At 65.5% G+C, this 12,123-nt stretch carries 11 protein-coding genes; 9 read left to right on the top strand and 2 right to left on the bottom strand.

Annotated features, from left to right (window positions below; genetic code table 11):
- Positions 1–51 precede the first annotated feature (51 nt).
- The 9 genes from atzF (at position 52) to QOL82_RS07095 (ending at position 9,436) form a co-directional block, all read left to right on the top strand.
- Positions 52–1,869, top strand: coding sequence for an allophanate hydrolase (gene atzF / locus QOL82_RS07135; RefSeq protein ID WP_283441554.1), 1,818 nt, complete (start codon positions 52–54; stop codon positions 1,867–1,869).
- 138 nt (positions 1,870–2,007) lie between these two features.
- Positions 2,008–3,117: a BMP family ABC transporter substrate-binding protein gene (locus tag QOL82_RS07130; protein WP_283441553.1), complete on the top strand. Its 1,110-nt coding sequence runs from the start codon at positions 2,008–2,010 to the stop codon at positions 3,115–3,117.
- 107 nt (positions 3,118–3,224) lie between these two features.
- The gene (locus tag QOL82_RS07125; protein WP_283441552.1) at positions 3,225–4,319 is read left to right on the top strand and encodes an ABC transporter permease; all 1,095 of its coding nucleotides are present in this window, start codon (positions 3,225–3,227) and stop codon (positions 4,317–4,319) included.
- Positions 4,312–5,244 carry an ABC transporter permease gene (locus QOL82_RS07120; RefSeq protein WP_283441551.1) on the top strand — a complete coding sequence of 311 codons (933 nt, stop codon included), beginning with the start codon at positions 4,312–4,314 and terminating at the stop codon, positions 5,242–5,244. Before QOL82_RS07125 ends, QOL82_RS07120 begins: the two co-directional genes overlap by 8 nt.
- 38 nt (positions 5,245–5,282) lie before the next feature.
- On the top strand, positions 5,283–6,275 hold the full coding sequence (locus tag QOL82_RS07115) for a formamidase (protein WP_283441550.1): 993 nt from the start codon (positions 5,283–5,285) through the stop codon (positions 6,273–6,275).
- A gap of 7 nt (positions 6,276–6,282) precedes the next feature.
- Complete coding sequence (biuH, locus tag QOL82_RS07110; RefSeq protein WP_283441549.1) at positions 6,283–6,978, top strand: biuret amidohydrolase; 696 nt, start codon at positions 6,283–6,285, stop codon at positions 6,976–6,978.
- A gap of 1 nt (position 6,979) precedes the next feature.
- Complete coding sequence (locus QOL82_RS07105) at positions 6,980–8,539, top strand: ABC transporter ATP-binding protein (RefSeq protein WP_283441548.1); 1,560 nt, start codon at positions 6,980–6,982, stop codon at positions 8,537–8,539.
- Positions 8,536–8,700, top strand: a complete 165-nt coding sequence (locus tag QOL82_RS07100) for a hypothetical protein (RefSeq protein WP_283441547.1) — start codon at positions 8,536–8,538, stop codon at positions 8,698–8,700. The genes QOL82_RS07105 and QOL82_RS07100 overlap by 4 nt, the downstream gene beginning before the upstream one ends.
- 58 nt (positions 8,701–8,758) lie before the next feature.
- On the top strand, positions 8,759–9,436 hold the full coding sequence (locus tag QOL82_RS07095; protein ID WP_283441546.1) for a GntR family transcriptional regulator: 678 nt from the start codon (positions 8,759–8,761) through the stop codon (positions 9,434–9,436).
- Positions 9,437–9,513: 77 nt separating this feature from the next.
- Here the strand turns inward: QOL82_RS07095 and QOL82_RS07090 are convergent, their stop codons facing one another.
- Positions 9,514–10,743: a nuclease-related domain-containing protein gene (locus QOL82_RS07090; protein ID WP_283441545.1), complete on the bottom strand. Its 1,230-nt coding sequence runs from the start codon at positions 10,741–10,743 to the stop codon at positions 9,514–9,516.
- 140 nt (positions 10,744–10,883) lie between these two features.
- Complete coding sequence (locus QOL82_RS07085; RefSeq protein WP_283441544.1) at positions 10,884–12,035, bottom strand: GGDEF domain-containing protein; 1,152 nt, start codon at positions 12,033–12,035, stop codon at positions 10,884–10,886.
- Between the last annotated feature and the right edge of the window lie 88 nt (positions 12,036–12,123).

Raw genomic sequence — 12,123 nt, 5'->3', positions numbered from 1 at the left:
GTGGCATGCCCTTTGCTAGATAAAAACCAACTTGTATCCAAGATTGAACACATGTTGTTGCCTGAACCTCCCGACCTGTCATTCAGCACCCTTCGCCGGCGCTACCGCAGCGGGGAATTGCTGCCCAGCGCGTTGATGCGCGAGATCTGCGAACGGATCGAGGCGGCTGCGCGTCCGGAAATCTGGATCGGCAGGGTGGCGCTCCCGGACTTGCTGGCGCAGGCGGCATTGCTCGATGCGGCCTTGCACGCTGATGCGGCGGACGTGTTCGAAAAATTTCCGCTGTTCGGACTGCCGTTTGCCGTCAAGGACAACATCGATGTCGCGGCCATGGCCACCACGGCCGCCTGCCCGGCCTACGCGTATGTGCCCGCCGCGTCCGCGCAGGTCGTCGAGCGGCTGCAGGCGGCGGGCGCCATCCTGATCGGCAAGACCAACCTCGACCAGTTCGCCACCGGCCTGGTCGGCACGCGTTCACCTTATGGCGCGGTGCGCAATGCCGTGGACATGGACTATGTATCGGGCGGCTCCAGTTCCGGGTCCGCGGTGGCGGTGGCGCTGCGACTGGTCAGTTTTGCGCTGGGCACCGATACCGCGGGGTCCGGGCGCGTGCCTGCCGGCTTCAACGGCATCGTCGGGCTCAAGCCCAGCCGCGGCCTGGTCAGCATGCGCGGCGTGGTGCCCGCGTGCCGCAGCCTCGATTGCGTCTCCGTGTTCGCCGCGTCCGTGCCCGATGCGTGGCGCGTGCTGCAGTGCGCAGCCGCCTACGATGACGCGGACCCGTATTCCCGCCGGGTGAGCATGGCCGGCGTCAGGCAGCGCGGTTACCGCATCGGCGTTCCAGATGCGCTCGAATTTTTTGGCGATGCGCTGGCCGAAGCGGCATTTTCGAAGGAAATCGCGCGCATCGCTTCCCTGCCCAATGTGGAGATCGTGCCGATACCGTTTGCGCCCTTTGCGGAAGCGGCGAACCTGCTGTACCAGGGACCGTGGGTTGCGGAGCGCCGGGCGGCAATCGGCGATTTGTTCGACCAGCAGCCGGAAGCCATGGACCCGGTCGTGCGCGATGTCGTCGGCAATGCAGCGCGGTTCAATGCAGTCGACGCATTCCGTGCGCAGTATCGCCTGGCCGATCTCCGGCGTTCGGCGGAACGGTCGATGGCGACCATCGACATGCTCGTCGTTCCGACCGCGCCGACGATGCCGACAATCGCGGCGGTCGCGGCCGACCCGGTGCGGCGCAACAGCGAGCTCGGGTATTACACCAATTTCGTGAATTTCTTCGACCAGGCGGCATTGGCGATCCCTGCCTCGCCGCGCACCGATGGCCTGCCTGCGGGCATCACGCTGATCGGCGCCTGCGGGACCGACCATATGCTGGCCGCGGCGGCGATCGCCATCGGCGCTGCGCCTGGCGAGCGCAAACCGGCGGCGCCGGACGATGTCCGGCCGCTTGCCGCCGACCCGCTGCCGTTCAACGAGCCGACCGTCAGCCTCGCCGTCGTCGGCGCGCATCTCGAAGGCCAGCCGCTTGCCTGGCAATTGCTGGAACGCGGCGCGCGCAAGTCTGCGTCGACCGCCACCGCGGCGGCCTACCGGCTGTATGCGCTGCCCGACACCACGCCGCCCAAGCCCGGGCTGGCGCGGGTTGCCAATGGCGGCATGGCGATCGCGGTCGAGGTCTGGGAACTGCCGCTGCGTCATTTCGGCAGCTTCGTGGCCGACGTCCCGGCGCCGCTCGGCATCGGCTCGGTCGAGCTTGCCGACGGCCGGATCGTGAAGGGTTTCATCTGCGAGCCGTCGGCGCTGGACGGCGCGCAGGACATCAGCGCGCACGGCGGCTGGCGCGCCTACCTGGCAAGCCGGTGAAGCGACCGTGTTCAACAGAAGGAAAACCAGCAGGAAAAGCGGAAGGACAACCGGAAGGACAAGGCCGGAACCGTCCCGGCCCGTCCTCCCGCCGGCCGCTCCACCCCATTTCAATCTTCTTACTGCAAGGACTGTGACATGAACAAATTCAATCGCCGCGATTTTCTGAAAACGACCGGCGCCGCCGCGCTCGGCAGCGCGCTGCCGTTCGGGCTGGCGCAGGCGGCCGGCGAAAAAATGACGGTGGGCTTCATCTATGTCGGCCCGCGCGACGACTTCGGCTACAACCAGGCGCATGCGCAGGCCGCGGCCGTCATCAAGAAAATGGCGGGCATCAAGGTCATCGAGGAAGAAAAAGTGCCGGAAACCGTGGCCGTTCAAAAGACCATGGAAGCGATGATCGAACAGGATGGTGCGACCCTGATTTTCCCGACCTCGTTTGGCTATTTCGAGCCGCATGTGCTGAAGGTCGCGGAAAAATACCCGAAGGTGCGTTTCGCCCACTGCGGCGGCCTGTGGACCAAGGGCAAGCATCCGGCCAACGTCGGCAGCTTCTTCGGCTACATCGAGGAATGCCAGTACCTCAACGGCGTGATGGCCGGCCACATGAGCAAGACCAAGAAGCTCGGCTTCGTCGCGGCGAAGCCGATCCCGCAGGTGCTGCGCAACATCAATGCATTCACGCTGGGCGCGCAATCGGTCGACCCGTCGATCACCACGCGCGTGATCTTCACTGGCGACTGGTCGCTGCCGGTCAAGGAAGCCGAGGCGGCGAACAGCCTGATCGACCAGGGCGCCGACGTGCTGACCTGCCATGTCGACGGCCCCAAGGTGGTCGTCGAGACCGCGGAAAAGCGCGGCGTGATGAGCTGCGGCTACCACGCGAGCCAGGCCAAGCTGGCGCCCAAGGGCTACCTGACCGGCGCCGAATGGGACTGGCAGACGCCGTACACCACGCTGGTCAAGGCAGCGCAGGAAAACAAGCCGATGATCAACTTCCTGCGCGGCGGCCTGAAGGAAGGCTTCGTCAAGATGTCGCCCTACGGCGCGCCCGACACGGCCGCCGCCAAGACCAAGGCCGACAGCATCCGCACGCAGATGGTGGCCGGGCAGTACCCGATCTTCAAGGGACCGCTGAAGGACAACAAGGGCGGCATCGTGATACCTGCCGGGACCGTGCATGAGCAGACCGCCATCGAACTCGAGTCGATGAATTACCTCGTCGCCGGCGTTATCGGCCAGGTATAGCGCCTGGCCGGCGAGCTGCGCGGTCCGCGGTGGCGGATCGCGCAGCCCGGCGGCTGGCAACCCAACCTTGATCAGGCAATGTCAATTCATCTCATTTCAGGATAGCCATGCGTGCAATTTTCGAACGACTGACGTCGAGGATGCTGCCGGCGCTCCCGACGCTCTGCGCGCTGGCCGGGGCGTTGCTGATGTTCGTGCTGTTTCTTTTCCTGCAGGGGAAACCCGCGCTCGAGGCATGCCGCCTGATTTTCGTCGGCGCCTTCGGGTCGGGCTTTGCCTGGCAAAACACCCTGCAGCGCGCAGCGCCGCTGATGCTGACCGCCCTGTGCGTGGCCTTGCCGGCCCGCGCCGGCCTGGTCATCATCGGCGGCGAAGGCGCGCTGGCGCTGGGCGGCCTGGCCGCCGCACTGACGCCGGGCATCCTGCCTGCCGGCCTGCCCTCGATCGCCGGCCTGGTCCTGATGGCGCTTGCCGCGAGCGCGGCGGGCGGGCTGTGGATCGCGCTGGCCGGATGGCTGCGCCAGGTGCGCGGCGTCAACGAGACGATAGGCAGCCTGCTGCTTTCGTATATTGCGATCGCCGTTTTCCGGCACCTGGTCGAAGGCCCGCTGCGCGATCCCGCGAGCCTGAACAAGCCCTCGACGGTGCCTGTCCCAACTGACTACCTGATCGGCGCCATGCCGGGCCTGAACGTGCACTGGGGCTTGTTCTGGGGCGTCGCCGCCTGCATCGCCGCCTACGGCCTGGTGCGCCATGGCGTGTTCGGCTTTTCGATGTCGGTCGTCGGCGGCAACGTGCGGGCCGCAAGGCTGGTCGGCCTGCCGGTGAACCGGATCGTCGTCATCGCCTGCCTGCTCGGCGGCGCGGCGGCGGGCCTGGCCGGCATGATGGAAATCGCCGCGGTCCACGGCAGCGCCAACAGCGCGCTGATTGCCGGCTATGGCTACAGCGGCATTCTCGTCGCATTCGCCGCGCGCCAGAATCCGCTGGCGATCATTGCCTGCGCGCTGCTGATCGGCGGCATCGAATCCAGCGGCAGCCTGCTGCAGCGCAGGCTGGACCTGCCCGACGCGACGACGCTGGTGCTGCAGGGCCTGCTGTTCATCAACCTGCTGGCGTGGGAAACCATCACCGGGCGCCTGGCGACATGGCGGCTGCGTATCACCACGCCGCGTACTGATCTTGGAGCCGCGCATGCCTAGTCCCGATACCGCTTTCGACTTCGGCGCGCTGCTGCTGGCGCTGTTCGCCGGCGCCATCCGCGTGGGCACGCCCTTCCTGTTCGTCAGCCTCGGCGAATGCCTGACCGAGAAGGCCGGCCGCGTCAACCTCGGGCTGGAAGGCATCCTGGTCTGCGGCGCCATGACAGGCTATGCGGTCTCGCTGATGACCGGCTCGGCATGGCTGGGCGTGCTGGGCGCGGGCCTGTCGGGCCTGGTGCTGGGCGCGCTGCACGGACTGATCTGCTCGCTGCCCCGCGTCAACGACATTGCATTCGGCATCGCGCTGATGCTGTTCGGGCTGGGCATCGCGTTCTACCTTGGCAAGCCGTTCATCCAGCCGCAGGCGCCGATGCTGCCGGCGATTGCGCTCGGCGAATGGAGCGCCAATGCGCAGCTGCGCAATGCGCTGCAGATCAACGGGCTGTTCCTTGCCGGCGTGCTGCTTGCCGCGCTGCTGCACTGGGGTATGGCGAGCACGCGCTGGGGCCTGGCGCTGCGGCTGGTCGGCGACCATGCCGAAACCGCGCGCGCGCTCGGCTACCGTCTCACGCCGATCCGGGTCGCGGCAACGAGCGCCGGCGGCTTCCTGGCCGCGGTGGGCGGCGCGTATCTGTCGCTCTACTATCCAGGCAGCTGGAATGAAGGCTTGTCCAGCGGCCAGGGGCTGATGGCGGTGGCGCTGGTGATCTTCGCGCGCTGGCAACCGCTGCGCTGCCTGCTGGCCGCATTGATCTTCGGCGCCGCCGGCGCGCTCGGGCCGGCGCTGCAATCGCTGGGCGTCAGCTCGGGTTATTACCTTTTCAACGCCGCGCCATACGTCCTGACGCTGGCAATCATGATCTTCACCTGCCGCCCCGACCGCACCCTGAGCGGCGCGCCCGGCGAGCTGAGCCTGACGCGCTGACGTCAATCTTCTTACCATTTTATTGAAAGGATGCACCCATGTCCGGATTAGGCGGCCTGAACAAATCTCCCAACGGCGTCGTCATCGGCCTGGCGCAGCTGCAGCTGCCGGACCCGCGCACGCGAGAAGCAATATGGACACAGACCCAGAAGATCGTCGCCATGGTCGGCAAGGCGCGCCGCAACAACCCGGGCATGGACCTGATCGTCTTTCCCGAGTATTCGCTGCACGGCCTGTCGATGGACACCAGCCCGGACATCATGTGCTCGCTCGACGGGCCCGAAGTCGCCGCCTTCCGCGCCGCATGCGTCGAGCACCGGATCTGGGGCTGCTTCTCGATCATGGAGTTCAACCCCGATGGCAATCCGTACAACAGCGGCCTGATCATCGACGACAAGGGCCAGACCGCGCTGTATTACCGCAAGCTGCATCCCTGGGTGCCGGTCGAGCCGTGGGAGCCGGGCGACCTCGGCATTCCGGTCTGCGACGGGCCGAACGGCAGCAAGCTCGCGCTGATCATCTGCCATGACGGCATGTTCCCGGAAATGGCCCGCGAATGCGCCTACAAGGGCGCGGAAATCATGATCCGCACGGCCGGCTACACGGCGCCGATACGCCACTCGTGGAAGATCACCAACCAGGCCAACGCCTTCTGCAACCTGATGCAGACCGCCAGCGTCTGCATGTGCGGCTCCGACGGCACCTTCGATTCGATGGGCGAAGGCATGTTCGTCAACTTCGACGGCACGGTCATGGTCGAAGGCGGCAACCGCGTCGACGAGATCATCGGCTGCGAGCTCAGGCCGGACCTGGTGCGCGAAGCGCGCAAGCACTGGGGCGTGGAAAACAATATCTACCAGTTCGGCCACCGCGCCTATGTCGCGGTCAAGGGCGGCGCGCAGGATTGCCCGTACACCTACATGCAGGACCTGATGGAAGGCCGCTACCGCTTGCCGTGGGAAGACGAGGTCGTCCATACCGATGGCAGCTCCTGCGGCTTTGCGCCGCCGACGCGGCGCTACAAGGCGTGAGGCCGGCATGATCACGCAACGCCACCTCGACGCCGATCCCTACCCGTGGCCCTTTGATGGCGCGCTCACGCCGGCCAACACCGCTCTGGTCATCATCGACATGCAGACCGACTTTTGCGGCGTCGGCGGCTATGTCGACAAGATGGGCTACGACCTGTCGCTGACCCGCGCGCCGATCGCGCCGATCAAGGCCGTGCTGCAGGCCATGCGCGCCGGCGGCTTCCACGTCATCCATACCCGCGAAGGCCATCGTCTCGACCTGTCGGACCTGCCGGCCAACAAGCGCTGGCGGTCGCAGCGCATCGGCGCCGGCATCGGCGACGACGGGCCTTGCGGGAAAATCCTGGTGCGCGGCGAACCCGGCTGGGAAATCATCGACGAACTCGCGCCGCTGCCGGGCGAGGTCATCATCGACAAGCCGGGCAAGGGCTCGTTCTACGCGACCGACCTCGACATGGTGCTGCGCACGCGCGGCATCCGCAACCTGATATTGACTGGCATTACGACCGACGTCTGCGTGCACACCACGATGCGCGACGCCAACGACCGCGGCTATGAATGCCTGCTGCTGGCCGACTGCTGCGGCGCGACCGACAAACGCAACCACCTGGCCGCGATCGAGATGATCAAGATGCAGGGCGGCGTCTTCGGCGCCGTGGCCACGGGGCCGCAGCTGCTGGCCGTGCTGGACAGGGAGAACTGACATGGCTGCGCTCAGCCTGGCCACGATCGGCGCCGGCAAGTCCTTCGGCAGTTTCCGCGCGCTCGATGACGTATCGATCAAGGTCGCGGCCGGCACCGTGCATGCGCTGCTGGGCGAAAACGGCGCCGGCAAAAGCACGCTGGTCAAGGGCCTGATCGGCTACAGCCCGCTCGACCAGGGCGCCATCCTCCTCGACGGCCGCGAGTGCGCGATCGGCAGCCCGCGCGACGCCCATGCGCTGGGCATCGGCATGGTGTACCAGCATTTCACGCTGGCGCCCGGCCTGACCGTCGCGGAAAACCTGCTGCTGGCGCGCGGCCACCTGCCGTGGCGCATCTCCTGGAAAAAGGAACGCGCGGCGCTGGAGGCATTCATGGATACGATGCCGTTCCGGCTGGCGCTGGGCAGCATGGTCAGCGGCCTGTCCGCCGGCGAAAAACAGAAGCTGGAGCTGCTCAAGCAGCTCTACCTGCAGCGCCGCTTCCTGATACTCGACGAGCCGACCTCGGTGCTGACGCCGCAGGAGGCGGAGGAAGTGCTGGGCCTGGTGCGCGACCTTGCGCATCGGGATGCGCTGACGGTGCTGATGATCACTCACAAGTTCCAGGAAGTTACCGCCTTCGCCGACGACGTCACGGTGCTGCGCAAGGGCCGCATGGCCGGCCAGGCCAGGGTCGCCGACACGTCGCCGGATGAACTGGCGGCCTGGATGATGGGCCAGGGACGCGTCGTCGTCGCCGGCGCGGCCCGCAAGCCGGTGGCGACGGACGCGCCGGTCGGGCTGGACGTGCAGAAGCTGTGCGTTGGCAGCGACCGCGGGACCGAGGCGGTCGGCGGCCTGTCGCTCCAGGTCAGGCGCGGCGAGATCGTTGGCATCGCCGGCATTTCGGGCAATGGCCAGAAGGAGCTGGTGGAAGCCCTGCTGGGCCAGCGCAAGGCCACCAGCGGCGCGATCGTGGTCAATGGCGCGCCGTACCGGGCGACGCGCGCCGAGATGCAGGCGCAGAAAGTCTTTTGCCTGCCCGAAGAACCGCTGCACAACGCCTGCATTGCGGGAATGAGCGTCGCCGAGAACATGGCCCTGCGCGACTTCGACAGCGCAGCGCTGCGCCTGCCCGGATGGCGCATCAACCGGGCGGCCATGCGCGAGCGCGCCGACAAGCTGATTGCCGCATTCAACGTGAAGCCGGCGGCGCCGGACCGCCCGATCGGCACCCTCTCCGGCGGCAACGTCCAGCGCGCGGTGCTGGCGCGCGAACTGGCCGAGTCGGTCACGGTGCTGATCGCCGCCAACCCGGTGTTCGGCCTCGATTTCGCGGCGGTGGCGGATATCCATGCGCGCATCGTGGCCGCGCGCGAACAGGGCGCCGCCGTGCTGCTGGTCAGCGAGGACCTCGACGAACTGCTGGAGCTTGCGGATCGCATCGTGGTGATGGCCAACGGCGCGATCGTGCATGCATCGGATGCGGGCAGCAGCGACAGGGCGACGCTGGGCCGCCACATGGCCGGCCACGCGGTCGCGGGCACAGCGGCGAAAGCCGGATTGAAGGAAGCCGCATGAGGCCGCACGGGCGCGTTCCGATGCCGGCCTGGCATGGCGACTGCTTCCCTGCCGCGCTCTGCGCCGGCGTCGCGCTGCCGGGCGCCTGGCGAGGCCCGATGCCCGCGACCGGATGGCGGCGCAAGCGCGCCGGCGCATCGTTGCGGCCCATCTGCGTGTAATCTGATGACTGAATCATCTTCGATACGATTGCCGCTGACCGCAACCAACGCAAACGCCATGACGCATAATCCCGCCAACCCGCTTGCCGAGCAGGTGTATGCCCGCTTCAAGGAAGACATCTTCGAATTCCGCCTGCTGCCGGGCGACCATTTCACCGAGACGGAAATGGCTGCGCGGTATGACGTTTCCCGCACGCCGATGCGCGATGCGCTCTACCGGCTGCAGCGCGACGGCTTCCTGGAAGTGGGTTTCCGGCGCGGCTGGCGCGTGCGCAAGCTCGACTTCGCCTACTTCGACGACCTGTACGATCTTAGGATCGTATTGGAGACCGCAGCGATGGAACGCATCTGCCAGATGCCGGACCAGCCGGAAAAATTATTGAAGCTCAAGGACATCTGGCTGGTCCCGAAAAACGAACGCGAAAAGGATGGACGCACAGTCGCATGCCTCGATGAAAGCTTCCATACCACCCTGGTCAGTGCCGCCGCCAACGGCGAAATGACCCGCGTGCACACCGACCTGACCGAAAAGATCCGCGTCATCCGCCGCCTCGATTTCACCCAAACTGCCCGCATCGACGCGACCTACCAGGAACACGCAAAGATCCTGCAATTCCTGCTGCGCAAGAAATTCGCGGAAGCCTCGCTGCTGCTCCGCTCGCACATCCAGCTGAGCAAGCTCGAGGTGCGCAAGATCACCCTGCACAGGCTGCACGAGGCGCATGCGCCGGGCTGATTCTTGGCGGTTTTATCGTGCTGGTCCAGAGCATTGATGTTGCTGGCGCCGGTGGACGGAACGATTGCAGGCCGCGATTACATTGCGTCGCTATGCACTTGCTGGGTATTGGTGAAGTACATCGCGCTGCTCTGGCAGCCCGCGCATTCCTGGTAAAACCGCGGTCCATCCTTGCGCAGGCGCGGCTTGTGCCCTTCCTTGCTGCAGTGGAGCTTGATGGGCGTATTGCCATCGCAGCTGCCGCATTTGAAGTAATAGCCAAATTTGCCGTACTGGATCGAGATGTCGGTGCCTTCGCATTTGCGGCAGTGATGCACCGGTGCGCTTGATGTCGGCCGCGATGTAGGCGCTGGCGTTGGTGCTGACGTTGGCGTTGGCGTTGGCCTTGGCGTTGGCCTTGGCGTTGGCGTTGGCGCTGGCCTTGGCGCTGACGTTGGCCTTGGCGTTGGTGCTGGCGATGCCGAATGCCCAAATTGCGTTGTCATGCCGGCGGCGCTATCGACTGCCGGCGCCGGGGCAGCCGCTGCAGGCGCCGGCCATTGCGCGGAATGGCCGAATTGTGTTGCGGAGGTTGGAGTCGCATCGGAAATGGGCGATGCATCCGTCATGCCGAATTTGGCCGCATAGTCGATGGCAATGGGTCGATGCAAGCGGACAAGCTTCTTTGCGATATCCGCAATCGACTCCGAAAACGTCGCCTTGGCGAAACCGCCGAGCAGGCCGAGAATGCTGGCATTGTCCAGATTCTTTTGCATCGCGGTCAGGAACTGGTCCGCCTTGACCACCCTGTCGCTATTGAACCGTTTCGAGCGGTCTATCCTTGCCTGCGGCGCAATCAGGATCATCGATTCGATCGTGGGTTCGCCCATGCCCAACTTCTTCAACACGGTGCGCAGCACCGCCGCATGGCGTTCGTTTTGTTCGATCGGCGACGGCATGCCCTCGTACGTTTTTTTCCAGTCGTTCCAGCGCAGGAATTCGCCCTCGTCGGTGATCTTGACGCCATGCGCGAAGTGCTTGGTTTCCAGGATATAGAAGCGCAGCGTCCGGTGGATCAGCAAATGGTCGATCTGCGCGACCCGGCCATCGCCAAGCTGTATGCGCAAATCATGGATGACGGCGGTCTTTTGACTGTCCTTGAGCTGGAAGTCGATCAGGTAGGCTGCTTCCTGCTCGCCCTTGATGCCAGCGCGCAGCATCCGCAATTCGCGTTCAACCAGGGCTTTCTTGCCAGGGACGGCACATGCCAGCAAGCTCTCCAGGGCGGCAATCGCGCCGGCTTTGCTGTCTGCGTTCTTGCAAATCATCCTGTCACTCCCGAATCAAGAATATTGTCCTATATAAATGTTTCTATATTGTAACAATAGATCGCTCGGGAATGGAATAATTTATTTCCTAAGAGAAATTCATCTGCATTGCAGATGCCTTTCCATCGTAGTCGTCTCCCTCACGCCAGTTCAGCCACCCTCACCCGGTTGCGTCCCGCATGCTTGGCCTGGTAAAGCGCGGCATCGGCCCTTGCCAGCAGCGCGGAGAACTGCTCGCCGGCTTGCAGCGTGGCGACGCCTACGCTCACGGTGTAGCCGGTGATCGCTGCGGCTGTCGGGACGGGCTGTTCCAGCACCTGCCGCAGGCGATCGGCTACCTGCAAGGCCGCGGCGGCGTCCGAATGCGTCAGCAGCAGGGCGAACTCTTCTCCGCCGAGGCGGGCGAAGCAGTCGATTTCGCGGACGATGGCGCTGGCGCGCAGGACCAGGTCGACCAGCACGCGGTCGCCTTCGGCATGGCCGTGGCTGTCGTTGATCTGCTTGAAATGGTCGACGTCCAGTATCAGCAGCGATACCGGATCGCGATGCCGCGCCACGCGCCGCAATTCGCGGTCGGCCACCTGGAACAGCGCGCGGCGGCTCCAGGCGCCGGTCAGGTAGTCGCGGTTGGCCTGTTCCTCGGCCCGCACCACCATCCTGTCATGCACCATCATCATGCCGCCCATCGTCAGCAGCGGCAGCACCAGCGTGCCCACCGCCAGGAAAAACAGGTTCCAGGCCGTGGTCTGGTAGTCGGCAGTCTGCATGTCGCTCTGGAGCGCATACATCAGGCCGCGGCCGAGGTGGCTTGCCGCCAGCAGCAGCGCAACGCCCGCCGTGAAGAAGTAGGAATAGCGGGAGCCGGCCTGCGCCTGGCAGCGCAGGATCGTCACGCCTATGGCCGCGCAGACGGCGCCGTGAAACAGCGAGACCGCCACGGTGCGCATCGCGATGGCGTCGACCAGGTAGTGGAAGCCCGCGACCCCGGCCATCGTGCAGATCCAGCCGACGGCCAGCATGCGCACAGGCACCGGGCGCTGGAAAAACTGCTGGAAACCGGCATAGATGACGGCGATGCACATTGCCAGCAAACCGTTGGCCGCCTCGACGCTCAGCAGCGGCGGCAGGACGCCGCGTCCGGCATACAGCAGGAGCGCCAGGACGGCGAGCACATTGGCGGCGAACCAGGACCGCACGCCCGGTATGCCGCTGCGCATCAGCGAGCCCAGCACAAGCAGCATGATCACGCTCAGGGCCGCGGTGATGAGCAATAGGGTAACGGGGCTAAGCATGGGGCGGGAATGGCAGAGAAAGGGAAAAATGCCGGAAAGTATAGCCAGTCCACCGGACCATTAGTAGCAGCATGCGCGCTGCGTCGCA

The sequence above is a fragment of the Noviherbaspirillum suwonense genome, from assembly GCF_900182955.1.
Taxonomy (GTDB): domain Bacteria; phylum Pseudomonadota; class Gammaproteobacteria; order Burkholderiales; family Burkholderiaceae_D; genus Noviherbaspirillum_A; species Noviherbaspirillum_A suwonense.
Note: the sequence above shows the minus strand (reverse complement) of the source record. Positions and strands in the feature narration are given on the sequence as shown.

Bases quoted from the DNA above. Each gene is read 5' to 3' on its own strand.
- atzF (WP_283441554.1), top strand. From the start codon at position 52: ATGTTGTTGCCTGAACCTCCCGACCTGTCATTCAGCACCCTTCGCCGG.
- QOL82_RS07130 (WP_283441553.1), top strand. From the start codon at position 2,008: ATGAACAAATTCAATCGCCGCGATTTTCTGAAAACGACCGGCGCCGCC.
- QOL82_RS07125 (WP_283441552.1), top strand. From the start codon at position 3,225: ATGCGTGCAATTTTCGAACGACTGACGTCGAGGATGCTGCCGGCGCTC.
- QOL82_RS07120 (WP_283441551.1), top strand. From the start codon at position 4,312: ATGCCTAGTCCCGATACCGCTTTCGACTTCGGCGCGCTGCTGCTGGCG.
- QOL82_RS07115 (WP_283441550.1), top strand. From the start codon at position 5,283: ATGTCCGGATTAGGCGGCCTGAACAAATCTCCCAACGGCGTCGTCATC.
- biuH (WP_283441549.1), top strand. From the start codon at position 6,283: ATGATCACGCAACGCCACCTCGACGCCGATCCCTACCCGTGGCCCTTT.
- QOL82_RS07105 (WP_283441548.1), top strand. From the start codon at position 6,980: ATGGCTGCGCTCAGCCTGGCCACGATCGGCGCCGGCAAGTCCTTCGGC.
- QOL82_RS07100 (WP_283441547.1), top strand. From the start codon at position 8,536: ATGAGGCCGCACGGGCGCGTTCCGATGCCGGCCTGGCATGGCGACTGC.
- QOL82_RS07095 (WP_283441546.1), top strand. From the start codon at position 8,759: ATGACGCATAATCCCGCCAACCCGCTTGCCGAGCAGGTGTATGCCCGC.
- QOL82_RS07090 (WP_283441545.1), bottom strand. From the start codon at position 10,743: ATGATTTGCAAGAACGCAGACAGCAAAGCCGGCGCGATTGCCGCCCTG.
- QOL82_RS07085 (WP_283441544.1), bottom strand. From the start codon at position 12,035: ATGCTTAGCCCCGTTACCCTATTGCTCATCACCGCGGCCCTGAGCGTG.